Origin of the sequence: Mycobacterium sp. MFM001 (assembly GCF_003402475.1) — a bacterium.
GTDB lineage: Bacteria > Actinomycetota > Actinomycetes > Mycobacteriales > Mycobacteriaceae > Mycobacterium.
This window is the reverse complement of sequence record NZ_BFAB01000009.1, coordinates 165,339-181,143: the sequence shown is the minus strand read 5'-3', so window position 1 is coordinate 181,143 and position 15,805 is coordinate 165,339. Positions and strand designations below refer to the sequence as shown.

Below are 15,805 nucleotides of genomic sequence, written 5' to 3'. Positions count from 1 at the left end.
TGACATAGGAGAAACGCGTGGCCAGCACCAAGAAGCTTTTCGCCGCCCTGACCCGGCGTGGCCCACACCGTGTTCTGCGCGGTGACCTGGCCTTCGCCGGCCTGCCCGGGGTGGTGTACACACCCGAAGCCGGCCTGAACCTGCCCGGCGTCGCCTTCGGTCACGATTGGCTGGCCGGCGTCGAGCGCTACTCGGGTCTGCTGGAGCATCTGGCGTCGTGGGGCATCGTGGCCGCGGCGCCCGACACCGAGAAGGGGCTGGCGCCCTCGGTGCTGAACCTCGCATACGACCTGGGCACCGCGCTCGACATCGCCGCGGGAGTGCGCCTCGGTCCCGGCAAGATCAGCGTGCATCCCAGCAAGCTGGGGCTGGCGGGTCATGGGTTCGGTGGCTCGGCGGCGGTGTTCGCGGCGGCTGGGATGCCGGCCAAACCCAAAGCCGTCGCGGCGATTTTCCCGGCGGTGACTGCGCCGCCCGCCGAACAGCCGGCAGCGTCGCTGCAAGTTCCCGGAGTGGTGTTCAGCGCGCCCGGTGACGCTAAAACCTTGCATTCCAACGCTATTCAGCTCGTGCAGGCCTGGGATGGGGCGACGCTGCGCGTCGTGAGCAAGGCCAAGGCCGGCGGCTTGATCGAAGGGCGGCGGCTGACGACGGTATTCGGGTTGCCGGGCGCCGACCGCAAAACGCAGAAGACGGTGCGCGCGCTGCTGACAGGATATCTGCTGTATGCACTCGCCGGCGACAAGACGTATCGCGAGTTCGCCGATCCGGAGCTGCAGTTGCCCCACACCGAGACGGCCGAACACGAGCCGGTTGCTCTCGAGGACAAAGTCGTCGCGCTGCTGAAGGCCTGAGTTTACCAACCAACCGGTTGGGTGGTATAAAGTCACGATGCGAATCGGCATCATGCTGGATTACTCGGGCGGTTTCCGTGAAGGCGTCGACCGCGTGGTCGAACTGGAGAAGGTCGGGATCGACGTCGCCGTCGTGCCCGAAGCATATTCCTACGACGCGGTCAGCCAGTTGGGCTATCTAGCCGCCAAGACATCCACCGTCGAGTTGGTCTCCGGGGTGTTTCCGATCTACACCCGCACCCCCTCACTGCTGGCGATGACGGCCGCGGGCCTGGACTTCGTGTCCGACGGCCGATTTCGGTTGGGCATCGGCACCTCGGGGCCACAGGTGATCGAGGGTTTTCACGGTGTGCCGTTCGACGCCCCGTTGGGCCGTACCCGCGAGGTGGTCGACATCTGCCGGCAGGTGTGGCGTCGCGATCGGGTCACCCACAGCGGCAAGCACTACCAGGTTCCGCTGCCACCCGACCGCGGGACCGGGTTGGGCAAGGCGCTGAAAATCATCAATCACCCGGTACGCGAACGGATCCCGATATCGATCGCCGCGCTGGGCCCGAAGAACGTCGAGCTCACCGCCGAGATTGCCGAGGGATGGCAGCCGGTGTTCTTCTATCCGGAGAAGGCCCGGTCGGCGTGGGGTGCGGCGCTGGACGCCGGTTTCGCCAAACGGGATCCGGAGCTGGGACCGCTGGATGTGATGGTGGGCGCGTCGCTGGCCATCGGCGACGACGTCGAGGACCGGCTGGCGTGGGTCAAACCGCAGCTTGCCCTCTACATCGGCGGCATGGGCGCCAAGACCCGCAACTTCTACCACAACCTGGCAACCCGTTACGGATTCGGTGAGATCGCGAACCGAATTCAAGATCTGTATCTGTCTGGACGCAAGAACGAGGCGATCGCCGCGGTGCCCGACGAATTGGTGCGCCAGGTTTCGCTGATCGGTCCGCGCGGATTTGTCGCCGAGCGGGTGGCGGCCTTCGCCGAGGCCGGGGTGACGACGCTGTTGGCGACGCCCGCGACCACCGACCGCGACGAGTCCGTGCGTTACGTCGAGGAACTGAAGGGCCTGTTGCCCTAGGTGCTTCGGTTTACTGCCCTGCCTGCGGCAACTCGTCGGCGGCGATCTCACATGGAGTAGATTCCTCCGGCGGTGCGGCCGCCGGTTGCTCGGCGGGCCGCTGCTCGGCGGGTGGAGGCTCGGCGGGTGGAGGCTCGGGAGGTGGCGGCGGTTCAGCAGCCGGAGGGTCGGTCTCGTCGGCGACTTCCTCTGTAGCGGTTGGGTTTTCGTCTGGTGTTGCAGCGTCGTCGTCGACTTCCTTGTCGTCTTCCTGCTCAAGCGGCTCGTCGGCATCAAGCTCATCGTCGAACGGTAGGTCGTCGGATGCCGACGGATCGGCGAGTCCGTCGGCCAGCGAGCCCAACAAACCGCCGATCCCGTCGACAATCGCACCGACCACACCGCCGATACCGCCGCCGAGCCCGCCGAGGCTACCCAAACCGCCTGCGCCCGAGGACATACCGGCAGCATCGCCCAACGGAGCCGCCAGATCGGACAGCGGCGGCGGCGTGGGCTCGTCGGGCATGCCGGCCGGCAGCGGAGGGGGCGGGCTCGGTGGCGGAAGGGCGGCAGGCACGGTGCTGGCGGGCGGTGCGGCCATCGGCAGCGGCGCCGGTTCGTCACGCAACAGCTCCTCGCGCGGCGCTTGCGGTCCCAGGTCGCCGGGAATTGCAAAGCATGCACCCGGCACGGCCGTCAGGGCATCGACTGCCGCGTCGTAGGCGGCGGCCGCCGACGCCGTCGTCGAGTGCATTACAGTCAACCAGTCATTGCGAATGTCGTTGTCCACGTATGGCATTACCTGCTCGCGGACCAGCTCCTCGGCATCTGACCGGTCGGCCGATCCCGTCGTGACGGTGTGCGCCGCAGCCAGCCACGCCGGGCGCTGCGCCACACTGCGATCGTCGACGCCGATCGCCGTCGCGGCCTTACCATCGACCGCCTGCCACAGCTTGTCCCGCAACTCGCCATAGCCGTCTGCCGCCGCACGGACGCGCGCGACCACGACACCTGCGGCGTCACAGTGACGCCGCAGGAACTGCATCGCGGCGTCGGCCCCCGGCCCTCGCCAGGCCGCGGCCAGCTCGGCAATCTGCTCACGCTGGCGGGTCAGCGCCTCCTCGGCCGCGTTGGCCGCGGCCCGCAGCGCGGTCCAATCACCTTCCAGCGCATGTAGATCCAGGCCATCCTCGGTCTCGTACCAGTCGAGAACCTGCCTATCGTGCGCGGTCAGGTCCGGATGCTGGTAACCCAACGCCCGACAGGCGCTCACATATGTTTGCGCGTGCTCGACGGCCGGTCGGCCCTCTGCCAGCCGCGCCGCAACATCAAATCGCGGGCTCACCCGCTCACCCGATCCGCGCCACGCCGATCGGCCTCGACGTAGCGATCGGCGCCGCCCCGCAGCGCCGCGGCGATCTCGAAAGACGCCCGTGCCCACTGCGATAGCTCATCGGCCAGACGGTTGACCGCGGTGTGCAGCGTGTCGCCGCGCGCAATGTGTGCCCGCCCCGCCACCGCGCCGCCGAATGCCAGTCCGGCCAGCTGCGAACGGGCAGCGCCGGCAATGAGTTCCGCGGAGTCGTCGATCCGGTTCGCGACGGCGCGCACCGCCGCAACATCGATGAAGGCTTGCCCCATACCGGTTACGACGCGTCGGGCCCGGCCGGGGTTCCGTCCTCAGCGCCCGGCGCGCACCGATTCGGCGATGCCCGTCGCCAGTCGGTGAGCGGTGTCCTCTTCGGCCGCTTCCACCATCACGCGAATCAGCTGTTCAGTTCCCGAGGGCCGCAACAGGATTCGTCCGGTGTCGCCTAACTCCGCTTCGGCTTGCTGGACCGCGGCCCGAACCGCAGGCGCCGCGACCGCGGCAGCTTTGTCGGCCACCTCGACGTTGATCAGTACCTGTGGCAGCGTGCGCATCGCCGACGCGAGGCCGGCCAGCGTCGAGCCGGTCTGCGACATCCGCGACATCAGCCGCAGCCCGGTGAGGATGCCGTCGCCGGTGGTGGCCAGCGCTGGCAGCACGATGTGGCCGGATTGTTCGCCGCCCAGGCTGTAGTCGCCGGCGCGCAGTTCTTCCAGCACGTAGCGGTCGCCGACTCCGGTGGTGCGGACGGTGACCCCGGCCGCGCGCATGGCCAGGTGCAGGCCCAGGTTGCTCATCACGGTGGCGACAAGGGTGTTGCCGGCCAGTTCACCGGCCTCGCGCATCGCCAGCGCCAGCACCACCATGATGTGGTCGCCGTCGACCACCTCACCCGCGGCGTCGATGGCCAGGCACCGGTCGGCGTCCCCGTCGTGCGCCAGACCCAGGTCGGCGCCGTGGGCGAGCACCGCCGCGCGCAGCGAGTCGAGGTGCGTCGACCCGCAGCCGTCGTTGATGTTGAGCCCGTTGGGTTCGGCGTTGATCGCGATGACCCGGGCGCCGGCGGCACGGTAGGCGCGGGGCGCCGCGACCGACGCCGCGCCGTGGGCGCAGTCGACGACGACGGTCAGGCCGTCGAGTCGGTCCGTGCTGGCCTTGCCCACGTGGCGCAGGTAGCGGTCCAGGGCATCCTCGGCGTCGACGACGCGCCCGATTGCGGCGCCGACAGGCCGCAATCCCGGCCCGGCAGCGACCAGCTCCTCGATCTGGTCTTCGGTGGCGTCGTCGAGCTTGTGGCCACCGGGTCCGAAGATCTTGATCCCGTTGTCGGGCATCGGGTTGTGCGACGCGGAGATCATCACGCCGAAGTCGGCATCGTAAGCGCTGGTCAGATACGCCACCGCGGGAGTGGGCAACACCCCGACCCGCAGCGCGTCAACACCCTCGCTGGTCAGACCGGCGATCACCGCGGCTTCGAGCATCTCGCCGCTGGCGCGGGGATCGCGGCCGACGACCGCGACCGGCCGGTGCGAGCCGGCACGAGCCAGCTGCCGGGCCGCCGCGCCGCCCAGGGCCAGCGCGAGCTCCGCGGTCAGCTCGCGGTTGGCGGTCCCGCGGACGCCGTCGGTGCCGAACAGTCGACCCATAGCCATCCTTTATCCGCCGCGACCGTGCGTGTCCCCGGACCGACACGCCAGCCGGCAACCGTTTCTGCGCACGCTCGCGACCAGAAAGTGATACCCGATCAGCGCTTGCTGTACTGCGGTGCCTTGCGGGCCTTCTTCAGGCCGTACTTCTTGCGCTCGGTGGCCCGCGGGTCACGGGTCAGGAAGCCCGCCTTCTTCAGCGCGGGCCGGTCCTCGGGGGTGACCAGGATCAGTGCCCGGGCGATGGCCAGCCGCAGCGCCCCGGCCTGGCCGGACGGGCCGCCACCGTTGAGGTGGGCGTAGATGTCGAAGCTTTCCAGCCGGTCGACGGTGACCAGCGGGGCCTTGATCAGCTGCTGGTGCACCTTGTTGGGGAAGTAGTCCTCCAGGCTGCGCCCGTCGAGGTCGAACTTGCCGGTGCCCGGCACCAGCCGGACGCGCACGACGGCCTCTTTACGACGCCCGACGGTCTGGATGGGGCGCTCGATGACGAAGGAGTCGGCGCGGGTGGCCGCTTCCGGACTCTCGGTGGTCACCGCTTCGGTCTCTGCCGCTTCTGTCATTGCGTCACCTGCTTGATCTCGAATGGAACCGGCTGCTGAGCGGTGTGCGGATGCTCCGGGCCGGCGTAGACGCGCAGCTTGCGCTTGATCTGGCGGCCCAGCTTATTCTTGGGCAGCATCCCGACGATCGCCTTCTCGACGACGCGGTCGGGGTGGCGTTGCATCAGGTCACCGATCGTGCGGCTGCGCAGACCGCCGGGATAACCCGAGTGGCGGTAAGCCAGCTTGTTCTGCAGCTTGTCGCCGCTGATGGCGACCTTGTCGGCGTTGACGATGATGACGAAGTCGCCACCGTCGACATTGGGCGTGAACGTCGGCTTGTGCTTGCCGCGCAGCAGGTTGGCTGCCGCGACAGCAAGGCGGCCGAGCACCACGTCCGTGGCGTCGATGACGTACCACGACCGCGTGGTGTCACCCGCCTTCGGCGTGTATGTAGGCACGGTGCTTACCTAACTTTCTCTCGGGTTGGATCCCGGTCTGACCCGGGGTGCCGGTCAGGCGTCGACGGCAGGGGATGGTCTCGGCGACCGACATTGACCCGAGCCCCGGCGTACCGTACGCCAACGGTGCAGCTTACCGGCGGGCATCCGCGCAGGTCAAAACGCCCGAATAACTGTGCGGTCCCGACGGCTCCCCTCCATCGGGACGCGCACAGAGTCTTTTACCTCGCCCAGACGCCGGCCGCGCGGTGGTCGGTGTCCGCGACATCGTCGGCGCCGTCGCGGACGGCATTACCCAGGTTGGCCAGGATCTCGTTGAGCGCGGCGGCCGCCTGGTGCCATTTGAGCTGCTCGACGCGGTAGGCAGCGGCGGCTTCGCGAGTCCACAGCTCCTGCAGCGGCGCGACCTGCGATCGCAGATCCTGCAGCGCGGCGTTGAAGCGGGCCGACGTGGCCTGGATCTCCTGGCGCACCGAGTATTCGATTTCGGCGAAGTTGTACGACAGCACTGGGTCCATGTGTCACAGGCTCCCGCCGGCCGCGGCGATACGGTGCGCATGGTCGTCGGCGGCTTCCCGCAACGCGGTCTCGTTGTAGCGAATGGTCTCCGCGATGGCGTGCAGCGCGTGGTGCAGTTTCATCGACTCGGCGTTCCACCGATCCACCACTTCTTTGAAGCGGGCGGCCGCGGCCCCGCCCCACACCGACGACGGCACACTGCTCATCCGGCCGATGAAGGCCTGCAGCATCGCCCGGATCTCCTCGTTGCGGCTGTCCGTGCTCGCCGCGACGGAGCGCATCAGGTCCAAATCGGTGCTCAGCGTGTTGGTCACATTGATACGACGGCGGTGGGATTCGTTCGGTTCCACGCAACATTCTGGTGGCGACCCGCTGCGCGCCGGTTCGCCGCGATGGCGATCGCCACTACTTCACCTCATGCGCGGATCGCACCGCCAGCTCGCACACGTCGCGCATGGCGTCGTCGTCGCCCCGGCGGTTCTGACAGCCAACCGCGATCCGCACCTGGCCGTCGAGTACGACGCTCCACCGGATGTCGTGATCTGCGCGCACCTCGCGGTAGGTCACGGCCGGGCGCCCGGCGCTGACCCCGGACGGATTGAAGTCGACGAAGACGCCGGGCGGTTCGGCATCGATGGCGTTTTTGAGTGACTCGGCCGCGCCGACCAAAGTCTGCGCGCCGACGGGCGATTGCGTCACATGGAGCGCCAGCTGCGGATCCGACGGCGACGTCACCTGGATCCGTGCCGAGCCCGGCCCGGCGATCACCCGCTGCGTTGTCCAGCCCGTCGGCACCTGCACCGCAACCCGGCCTTCGACCAGAAACGTCGTCGGCATGCTTCCCGGGGCCGGCGGGGCGTGATGGCTGTATGCAATCAGCCCTAGCGCCGCCGCGACTAATGGGACCAACACGATGACTCCCCAAGGCCGACACCGGCTTCGGGCGACAGCGCCAGCACCTTCCGGGTCGCCCGGAAAGGCGGACGCCGCCAGCCGCTGCAACCGTGCGTCGTCGACCTGCAGCACGGTCAGGCGCGCGGGCAATCGCTCGGCGATCATCGTCGCCACCACGTCCGCTCCTGGCACGGAGTCGGGCGCGTCAATCACTACGGTGGCAGCGCTCATTCGGGCAATGACGCGTGCGACCGCGTCGGCCACCTGCTCCGGCTCTCCGCGGCGCGGCTCGGCCGTTACCTCAGCGCCGGTGACCACCACCACTCGCTGCGCGATCTCCACGACCACCGCCGGCACCGGCGAACCTTGCGCCAGCAGCGACGTCCGCGGCCGGAGCTCGACATCGTCGGCCAGGACCTGTGCTGCGGCGACGACGGTCGCCACCCGCGCCTCCGTCCACCACGACGGGTGAACGACGATCAGACGCTCAGGTCGGTCGCACAGTAGGGACTGCAGGACATTACGCCACAGCGACTCGACGGCGACCGGGCGCTCGTCGATCAAGACGACCGGATCGTCGATGGCGTCCACAGCGGCGGTGCCGCTATCCGCCATTGAACCGCAACATAATTGGCGAACCGTGCCAGGGCCGGACTCGATCACGCACGCACTCACGGCGGCGCGCTCCAGGCCACTTGCACCAATTGGCGGCCGTCGCCGCGAGTGGTCAGCGTGCCGCGACCCGGCGGCAACGGTGACGGCCGGACCGACCCGATCAGCGGACCCTCGTCCGGGCTTGCACTCATCATCAGCCCCATGCAGCCGGACTCGCGCAACTCGGCAAGCAGCGGGTCGAACAGGGCACGGGCGGCGCCGCCACTTCGCCGGGCTACCACCAGGTGCAAGCCCAGATCCCTTGCATGCGGCAGGTATTCGAGGATCGGTGTCAGCGGATTAGTGGCGGCGACCACGTCGTAGTCGTCGACCATGACATAGATGTCCGGCCCGGACCACCAGGATCTGTCGCGCAGCTGTGTCTGGGTGACGTGCGGTGGAGGCATCCGGCGGCGCAGCACGTCGAGCAGTGCGGGCAGCAGCGTGCCGAGCGCTGCCACGGACATGGCGTAGCCAGCGAGGTGTTCGGATTCGACGACGCCGAGCAGCGATCGCCGGAAGTCGACGATGAACAACCGCGCCTGCGACGGCGTCGCCGTCCGCACGATTTCGCGACAGAGAGTACGCAACGTGGCCGTCTTCCCGCATCCGACGTCACCGAGGATCAGCAGATGCGTGTCCCTGCCGAAATCGATTGTGGCCGGGGCGCGCTGCCGTTCTTCTAACCCCAGCACGATCCGGTTGCCCACATCGTGGCTCGCCAGGTCGACGTGGGTGGGCAGCAGCGGGATCGGCGGTGCGGTCGATGTACCGTGACGGCATATCCCCACCCGGGGCAGCGCGATCACCATGTGCTGCCCGTCGCGGCACAGACCTCGCCCCGGTCTGCCCTCGGGAACCTGCTCCGCGCGCCGGCGGTCCAATTCGGAATCAGCCGGATCGCCCAGCCGCAACTCGATGCGGGTGCCGATCTGATCCTTCAGCGCCGGCCGCAGCTCAGCCCAACGAGAAGCCGAAACCACCACATGTATCCCGAACGAAAGCCCTTGGGCAGCAATGGCGGTGATCTGCCCCTGATAGTCGCTGGACAGTCCGGCCCAGCCGTCGACCACCAGGAACACGTCGTCACCGAAGCGATCGTCGTGGCGCGCCCTGGATTGGCGAACGCCCGCCTCTCGCGCCGTCAGGAGGCATTCCAGCTCGGCGATCGTGCGACCGACCAGCTCGGACTCGGCTCTGCCGGCCACCGACCCGACGTGCGGCAGGCACTGCAGTGACGTCAGTGTGCCGCCGCCGAAGTCCAGGCAATAGAACTGCACCCGGCTTGGGTCATGGGTGGCCGCCAAGGCGGTGATCAGCGTGCGTAACGCGGTCGACTTGCCCGACCGCGGCGCGCCGATCACCGCCACATTGCCTGCGGATCCGGCTAAGTCGACGGTCAACGGCGTGCGGCACTGCTCGAACGGGCGGTCGACGATACCGATCGGAACGGTTAAGACACCGGTGGTCTCGAAGTCGCGCAGGACGCTGTCGAGTGGCGGGGCCTCCCCGAGCGGCGGCAGCCACACCTCATGGGCGCGTGGGCCGAGGCCGGATAGCCGGTCCACCACGGTCCGCAGGATCGTGCGCCGGTCGTCTACGTCGATCCCATTGGGCAACAGGGTGACCCGGCCCGACGGCGCCGACGTGAACTGCCGAACCGGCGCTGGCGTACTGCGGCGCGGTGCGGGTCGGGCCCTGAGCCCGCATGGCCCGGATACGTATGTTCCGTGGAAGCGAATCGGCTCGGTCGTACCAGCGCGAAGGTATCCCTCTCCCGGCGTATTGGGCAGCTCGTAGGCATCTGAGCTACCCAGCACAATGCGGGACTCGGTGGCGGACAGTGTTTTCAGGCATATCCGATAGGACAGGTGGGACTCCAGCCCACGCAGCCTGCCCTCGTCGAGGCGTTGGCTGGCCAAGAGCAAATGCATACCCAGCGAACGGCCGAGGCGGCCGATCGCCACGAACACCTCCGCGAAATCCGGGTGCTGGCTGAGCAGTTCAGAAAACTCGTCGACAATGATGAACAAGTTGGGTAGCCGCACTCCGCCCTGCCCTGCCTGCTGGTAGGCAGTGATGTTGTCGAAGTTCCCAGCCGCCCTGAGCAACTCCTGACGGCGATTCATCTCGCCGGTCAACGCCTCGCGCATCCGCGCGACCAACGGCGCTTCGTCGGACAGGTTGGTGATGACCGCCGCGACGTGAGGGCTCTTTTCCAGACCGAGAAAGGTCGCACCGCCCTTGAAGTCCACGAGCACCAGGTTGAGCGCTTCGGGTGAGTGGCGGATCATCATGCCCAAAGCAATGCTGCGCAGCAGCTCGGACTTTCCCGATCCGGTAGCGCCGACGCACAGTCCGTGTGGGCCCATACCGTTCTCGGCGGCCTCCTTGATGTCGAGCTCCACCGCGCTGCCGTCGGTGGTCGTGCCGATCGGGACTCGGAGTCTATCGCGTCGAGACCCGCTGTCCCACAATGCTGCCGGTGCGAATGTGGCTAAGTCGTCGATGCCCAGCAGCCGCTGCCACGCAGGGACAACGTCGGAGGAAGCATCGTCGGCGTGGTAGGCGGCCAGCCGCTGCGCGCACGCCAGCGCGGCGGCGAGATCCATGCGGTCTGGGCGCGCGACCACGTCGTCGCCGATGGTCAGGTGTTCGGCCCCGGCCTGGGCCACAGTCAAGCCGACGATCCCACCGGCGTCGACGATGATCACCACCTGCGGTGGCGCCGCGTGGTCGCGCAGCAAGTCAAGGACAGCTTCCTCGGCTACTCGCAGCGTCCGATACACCATCCGGGCTGAGCCGACGTCATCGGTGGCCCTCGGATGTTGGTTGTGCGGCAGCCATTTCAGCCAGTCCCACTGCGCTCTCTCGCGCTCGTCGATCGCGCCGACGAGCGCCAGCCGAGCAGGACTGTGCATGACGGCGAGCTGGCAGATCATCGCACGCAGCGATCCCCTCGCACACGCCTTGTCACCCGCGACGGTCAGGGCGCGCAGCGTGCGCAGGTCGAGCGCGACCGGCACGTCGCGGATTGTCTGGTGCGCGTGCAGGAAGCGTCGCAACGCCGAGATTGTGACCGGGTCCGAGCGGTTCGCCCCGGGGGGCTGCGGTGGTACCAGACGAGTTGCGAGGGGCTGGCGGCCGGTGCCGATCCGCACACAACAGAAGTCGGGGTCAGTCGGTCGCCGCTCCCACATCCGCTCGCCGCCGACCAGTGTCCACAGCGCATCGGGCTCTGGGTGCCGCCAGTTCAGCGACGCACGCTGTGCGGCAGCACTTTTCATTACGGTAACGCGCAGGTCGCCGAGGTAGGCGAGATAGTCGGTCCGGTCGTCGTCGATGTCGGCACGCCAGCGGTCGCGACCGGCGATCGCGGATACCACTGCCGAGATCAGCATCATCAGCGGAAACGCCACGAGGACCGGGATACGCGCGATACCGGACCGAGAGTAGAAGGCCACCGCCATCAGCACGACGGTGGCGCCGGCCATCGCGGCCGGCAACAACCGGGTGGCCATCGCGGCCTGCGCCGGCCGGGCGGGCTGCGGCGGCGCGGCCACCGCTATGTCGGCGGTGTCGAACGCCGGCGCTGGCAGCCGCGGCGGCGGCACGAAACCCACGGTCATCGCGATGGCACGCTAAGCACCGGTGTGATCACGGGCAAGTCAGCTGTGGATTGACGTACGCGCGCCACCGCCGGCGCCGATTAACGTGCCCACCGTGCAAGAACTGCGCCGGCTCTCGATTTACGCCGATCAGGCCCGGGTCGACCTGTCACTGCCGGCGGGTGTGCCGATCGCAACCCTGATCCCGCCGATCGTGGACATCCTGGCCGCCGAGCACGGCCGCCAAGACGAGCCGACGCGCTACCAGCTGTCGCGTCCGGGGCACAGACCTCTAGAAGCGTCGACGACATTGGCGCAACAAGCGATTCGCGACGGCGAAACGCTGATCCTCACCCGGTCGTCCATCGACATTCCGCCACCACAGTTCGACGACGCCGCCGAAGCCGTGTCCACCTCACTCGCCACGGCCGCCCGGCCGTGGACCCCGCACGCAGCTCGGGTCACCGGCGCGCTCTCGGCGCTCTGGTTGGTCGCCGTCGGTGCTGTGCTTCTGATACGACAGTCGTTGTGTGCCAACGAGGCCCGGCAGGCCGGTGCCGCGATTGCGGCCGCAGTGGCCGGTATCGCACTTGCCGCTGCCATAGTGGCAGACCGTGGATTCCGCGATGGCATCGCAGCGCGGTTGCTGGGGTTACTGGCAATCGGATTCGCTGGGATCGCCGGTCTGCTGGCGGTCCCGGGCGGCCCAGCCGCCCCCAACGCATTGCTCGCCGCGACGACGGCCGCTGTGACCGCCATTATCGTGCTACGGCTAACCAGCTGCGACACAGCACTATTCACCGCGGTGACCGGCTGCTCGCTGTGCTCAGCGGTCGCCGCGCTCGTAGCCACCCTGACCACCTTCCCACTGCCCGCGATCGGCGCGACCTGCGTCGTGGCCGCGCTGGCCCTGATCGAGGTTTCTGCACCGATCTCGATTCTGGTCGCAGGTTTGTCACCCCGGCTGGCCGGCGATATGCCTGCAGACATGCTGCCCGGCAAGGCGATCCGCGCCAATGCCTGCCTGACTGGTCTGCTCGGGACGTTCTCCACCACAGCCACATCCGGTGCGGTAGCGGTCGCGCTGTGCCCCACCGGTGACCGGCATATCGGTGTCGTGTTCGCCGCGGTGACCGGTGCGGTTCTGCTGTCGCAAGCACGCTCGCACCGCGACATGCCGAAAGCCGTGACGCTGGCGGTGAGCGGCACGGCCGCACTCAGCGCCGCCTTCGTCGCCGGCGCCATCGCCTTCCGGCCCTCCATCCTGTGGCTGACGGCGGCGACGGTGATGTTGAGCGCCACCGCTCTCGTCGTTCCGACTCTGCGACTTTCCCCTGTCGCCTGGCGGGGCCTCGGGATGCTGGAGCGTCTCGCGTTGGCGGCCCTGGTCCCGCTGGCCTGCTGGATCTGCGGACTCTACGGTGCAGCCCGGGGCCTCAGCCTGTCATGACCGGGTGGATGTGGCGCGTGGCAAGCTGCGTCCTGGCCGTCGCGTTCACGACACCGCCGGCCGCGCACGCGGTGACGCCGCCGCCGATCGATCACAGCCGGCTACCCGAACCGGCGCCGCCGGCCCCTCCGACGCCGACCGTGCAGCGCGAAATGTGCTCGGTCCCAGCAACTCACGACGACAAGCCAACCCAGCTCGCAGGCATCGACCTTCCGCAGGTGTGGCGACTCAGCCGCGGCTCGGGTCAGCGAGTCGCCGTCATCGACACCGGCGTCGCGCCGCATCCGCGGCTGCCCGACACGGTGGCCGGCGGCGACTACGTGTCCACCGGCGACGGCACGCAGGACTGCGACGGCCACGGCACCGCGGTTGCCGGAATCATCGCCGCAGCACCGGATCCCGAGCAGGACGGTTTCAGCGGTGTCGCGCCCGACGTCACGTTGATCAGCATCCGCCAGTCCAGCACCAAATTCGGCGCGATCGCCGATCCGTCGACTACCGGATTCGGTGATGTGGACACGTTGGCGAAAGCCGTCCGAACTGCAGCCGACCTCGGTGCTTCGGTGATCAACATCTCCTCGGTCGCTTGTGTCTCAGTGGATACCCGGCTCGACGACCGTGCCTTGGGCGCAGCGCTGGCCTACGCCGTCGACACCAAGAACGCCGTCGTGATCGCGGCCGCCGGAAACACCGGCGGCACGGCGCAGTGTCCGGCACAGCAACCCGAAACCACCTGGGACACCGCCACTGTCGCGGTCAGCCCGGCGTGGTACGACGACTACGTGCTGACGGTCGGCTCGGTCAACTCGCGCGGCGAGCCGTCGCCGTTCACCCTCGCCGGCCCATGGGTCGACGTGGCCGCATCCGGTGAAGCGGTGATGTCGCTGAGTCTGACCGGCGACGGGATAGTGAATGCACTTGGTGCAGAGCCTGATTCAGAGCTGCTGTCGGGAACGAGTTACGCCGCGCCGGTGGTCAGCGGGCTGGCCGCGCTGATCCGCACCCGATTCCCGGCGCTGTCCGCCCGGCAGGTCATGCAACGCATCGAGACGACCGCGCATCATCCACCGGGCGGACGGGATTCGCTGGTGGGCAACGGCGTCGTCGACGTCCTCGCCGCCGTCAGCACCGACGCCCCGGCGAATCCACCGCCCCGTGACCGGCCGGTGCCCGTTGCGCCGCCAACACCAGTCGCGGCTCCCGATCGCAGCTCTCGCAACACCGCGTTCACCGGTGCGGCGATCTGCCTGGCGCTGCTTGCGGTGACGCTGATCGCCGGCACCGTGAAGGCCCGGCTACGGCGCACCGATGGTGTCCCGCGCGACTAGCGCCCGTGCTCTGCTCAGTTCCGGTCCCGCCGGCAGCGTCGCCAACACCGGCCAGGGCGCCGGAATGGCCGTCTGCGGCAGGCCCAGAGCCCGCGCGGCGTCGTCGTCGCGGATGGCGAACCGCACGCCGGTATCGGTGACCAACTGTCGGGTGCCGGCTTCCGGGTTGTCGCCAGACAAGCCGGTCGCGCGGACGTACGCGCTGCGACCGGGCGGGACGGCGACTGCGTCGACGGCGGGGCCCGCGCCGTCTCCTTGCGACAGCGCGACCGGCTGCTGGCCCGCTGGGAAGGGAAGAGCACCGGCGGCAATCGACACGGTGGCGCCCGCCGGCGTGGGTGTCCACGTCGCGCATAGCGGCATGTGGTCGATGTTCACCGGCGTCGAAGCCCGGTCCGGAAATGTGGATACCGGCAAATCGGTGACCGCCGGAGCGGAGCGGATGACGTCGGGAGCCACCGAGATGATGGTGCGGGCGCCGCGAGTGTCGCTGAGCCGCGCGAGATCTGCGGCAACCTGCCCGACGCGCTGAACCCCGCCCGCGAGCACGACGTAATGCTCGTCGCGGTCGGCGCGTGCGATGCGCAGCACACTTCCGATCGGGAATCCCGGTAACCGCCCCGGCCCGCCCCCGGGAATGCGTGGCGCGGTGATCGGCGGCGCCTCCGGGACGGCGTTCAGCAGGGCATGCGAAACCTTGTGCGGCACAACGCCGTCCAACCGCAGCGCACGGACCACTACGGGGTCGGCGAGATCCACCACTGCTCGACGCCCGTCGTAGAGCAGATAGGTCGACGCGCCGGGACCGGCGGTCGCCAGCACGGTCTGTACCGGCCGATGCGACGCGTCCCCGGAGCCGATGACGACCGTCGTGCCGGCGTCGCTGTCACAGACAGACCAGCTGGTTTCGTCGGCGCTCAGCGGCTCGGGCAGAAATTGGGGTGCACCGGGGATTCCCATCAGCGGGCCGCGCCTGGTGCGGCTCAGCGCGGATTCCGCCACGGGCTGCGGGTTGCTGTTGGTCGCCGCGATCAGCCGCGCCGACGCCAGGTTCAGCACCGGATGCCACGTGTCGCCGACGCGGACGTAGAGCGCTCCGGACTGCCGGCCCATCACGATCGGCGCGTCTCCCAACGCTCCCTGCGGCCGTAGCACGGCCAGTACTGCACAGCCGGCAACCACGGCGGTCGCCAGGAGGGCACCGGCCGCCACTGCCCGCATCGGATGGGCGCGGGCATCCCGGCCGAGCAGCGCGGACTCGATGCGACGGAGCAGAAATCGATACCCGCTGAGGTGCAACTGGGTCGTCGCCATTGTTCCCCCGGAATCGGGCTCACGATAAACCGGTGGCCGCTCCCGGCGTACCCCTCAATCCACAGGAAATGAGGATTTCGCAGGTAACCGGTACTATCGCTTCGTGCTT

The 15,805-nt window shown here is 68.7% G+C and carries 14 protein-coding genes; 4 read left to right on the top strand and 10 right to left on the bottom strand.

The features are described 5' to 3' along the window. Nucleotides 1–17: 17 nt before the first annotated feature. Nucleotides 18–854: a dienelactone hydrolase family protein gene (locus tag MFM001_RS17080; RefSeq protein WP_116376447.1), complete on the top strand. Its 837-nt coding sequence runs from the start codon at nt 18–20 to the stop codon at nt 852–854. Nucleotides 855–891: 37 nt separating this feature from the next. Beyond that, entirely contained in the window at nt 892–1,932 is a 1,041-nt protein-coding gene (locus MFM001_RS17075; protein WP_116376446.1) for an LLM class F420-dependent oxidoreductase, read from the top strand. Between the two features lie 10 nt (nt 1,933–1,942). Here the strand turns inward: MFM001_RS17075 and MFM001_RS17070 are convergent, their stop codons facing one another. The 9 genes from MFM001_RS17070 to eccCb form a co-directional block, all read right to left on the bottom strand. Then, entirely contained in the window at nt 1,943–3,256 is a 1,314-nt protein-coding gene (locus MFM001_RS17070) for a hypothetical protein (RefSeq protein WP_116376445.1), read from the bottom strand. Then, complete coding sequence (locus tag MFM001_RS17065) at nt 3,253–3,552, bottom strand: type VII secretion target (RefSeq protein WP_116376444.1); 300 nt, start codon at nt 3,550–3,552, stop codon at nt 3,253–3,255. The genes MFM001_RS17070 and MFM001_RS17065 overlap by 4 nt, the downstream gene beginning before the upstream one ends. 39 nt (nt 3,553–3,591) lie before the next feature. Next, nucleotides 3,592–4,926: a phosphoglucosamine mutase gene (gene glmM, locus MFM001_RS17060; RefSeq protein WP_116376443.1), complete on the bottom strand. Its 1,335-nt coding sequence runs from the start codon at nt 4,924–4,926 to the stop codon at nt 3,592–3,594. Nucleotides 4,927–5,024: 98 nt separating this feature from the next. Then, nucleotides 5,025–5,489: a 30S ribosomal protein S9 gene (rpsI, locus tag MFM001_RS17055; protein ID WP_192886972.1), complete on the bottom strand. Its 465-nt coding sequence runs from the start codon at nt 5,487–5,489 to the stop codon at nt 5,025–5,027. After that, on the bottom strand, nt 5,486–5,929 hold the full coding sequence (gene rplM / locus MFM001_RS17050; RefSeq protein WP_045384511.1) for a 50S ribosomal protein L13: 444 nt from the start codon (nt 5,927–5,929) through the stop codon (nt 5,486–5,488). The genes rpsI and rplM overlap by 4 nt, the downstream gene beginning before the upstream one ends. A 221-nt stretch (nt 5,930–6,150) precedes the next feature. After that, the gene (locus tag MFM001_RS17045; protein WP_116376442.1) at nt 6,151–6,447 is read right to left on the bottom strand and encodes a WXG100 family type VII secretion target; all 297 of its coding nucleotides are present in this window, start codon (nt 6,445–6,447) and stop codon (nt 6,151–6,153) included. 3 nt (nt 6,448–6,450) lie between these two features. Beyond that, nucleotides 6,451–6,729, bottom strand: coding sequence for a WXG100 family type VII secretion target (locus MFM001_RS17040; RefSeq protein ID WP_371685556.1), 279 nt, complete (start codon nt 6,727–6,729; stop codon nt 6,451–6,453). Nucleotides 6,730–6,853: 124 nt separating this feature from the next. Beyond that, complete coding sequence (locus tag MFM001_RS17035; RefSeq protein WP_116376441.1) at nt 6,854–7,957, bottom strand: type VII secretion-associated protein; 1,104 nt, start codon at nt 7,955–7,957, stop codon at nt 6,854–6,856. Between the two features lie 56 nt (nt 7,958–8,013). Then, nucleotides 8,014–11,625: a type VII secretion protein EccCb gene (gene eccCb, locus MFM001_RS17030; RefSeq protein WP_116376440.1), complete on the bottom strand. Its 3,612-nt coding sequence runs from the start codon at nt 11,623–11,625 to the stop codon at nt 8,014–8,016. Between the two features lie 94 nt (nt 11,626–11,719). Between eccCb and eccD the strand changes: the two genes are divergently transcribed. Continuing rightward, on the top strand, nt 11,720–13,054 hold the full coding sequence (gene eccD / locus MFM001_RS17025) for a type VII secretion integral membrane protein EccD (RefSeq protein WP_160118024.1): 1,335 nt from the start codon (nt 11,720–11,722) through the stop codon (nt 13,052–13,054). A gap of 8 nt (nt 13,055–13,062) precedes the next feature. Next, nucleotides 13,063–14,382 carry a type VII secretion-associated serine protease mycosin gene (mycP, locus tag MFM001_RS17020; RefSeq protein ID WP_192886971.1) on the top strand — a complete coding sequence of 440 codons (1,320 nt, stop codon included), beginning with the start codon at nt 13,063–13,065 and terminating at the stop codon, nt 14,380–14,382. Here mycP and eccB read toward each other — a convergent pair. After that, complete coding sequence (gene eccB / locus MFM001_RS17015; protein ID WP_116376437.1) at nt 14,350–15,696, bottom strand: type VII secretion protein EccB; 1,347 nt, start codon at nt 15,694–15,696, stop codon at nt 14,350–14,352. The genes mycP and eccB overlap by 33 nt on opposite strands. Nucleotides 15,697–15,805 lie beyond the last annotated feature (109 nt).

What these genes read in the sequence shown, in the direction of transcription:
- MFM001_RS17075 (WP_116376446.1), top strand. Translation starts at nt 892, where the DNA reads ATGCGAATCGGCATCATGCTGGATTACTCGGGCGGTTTCCGTGAAGGC.
- MFM001_RS17065 (WP_116376444.1), bottom strand. Translation starts at nt 3,552, where the DNA reads ATGGGGCAAGCCTTCATCGATGTTGCGGCGGTGCGCGCCGTCGCGAAC.
- glmM (WP_116376443.1), bottom strand. Translation starts at nt 4,926, where the DNA reads ATGGGTCGACTGTTCGGCACCGACGGCGTCCGCGGGACCGCCAACCGC.
- rpsI (WP_192886972.1), bottom strand. Translation starts at nt 5,489, where the DNA reads ATGACAGAAGCGGCAGAGACCGAAGCGGTGACCACCGAGAGTCCGGAA.
- MFM001_RS17045 (WP_116376442.1), bottom strand. Translation starts at nt 6,447, where the DNA reads ATGGACCCAGTGCTGTCGTACAACTTCGCCGAAATCGAATACTCGGTG.
- MFM001_RS17040 (WP_371685556.1), bottom strand. Translation starts at nt 6,729, where the DNA reads ATGCGCTCCGTCGCGGCGAGCACGGACAGCCGCAACGAGGAGATCCGG.
- MFM001_RS17035 (WP_116376441.1), bottom strand. Translation starts at nt 7,957, where the DNA reads ATGGCGGATAGCGGCACCGCCGCTGTGGACGCCATCGACGATCCGGTC.
- eccCb (WP_116376440.1), bottom strand. Translation starts at nt 11,625, where the DNA reads ATGACCGTGGGTTTCGTGCCGCCGCCGCGGCTGCCAGCGCCGGCGTTC.
- mycP (WP_192886971.1), top strand. Translation starts at nt 13,063, where the DNA reads ATGTGGCGCGTGGCAAGCTGCGTCCTGGCCGTCGCGTTCACGACACCG.
- eccB (WP_116376437.1), bottom strand. Translation starts at nt 15,696, where the DNA reads ATGGCGACGACCCAGTTGCACCTCAGCGGGTATCGATTTCTGCTCCGT.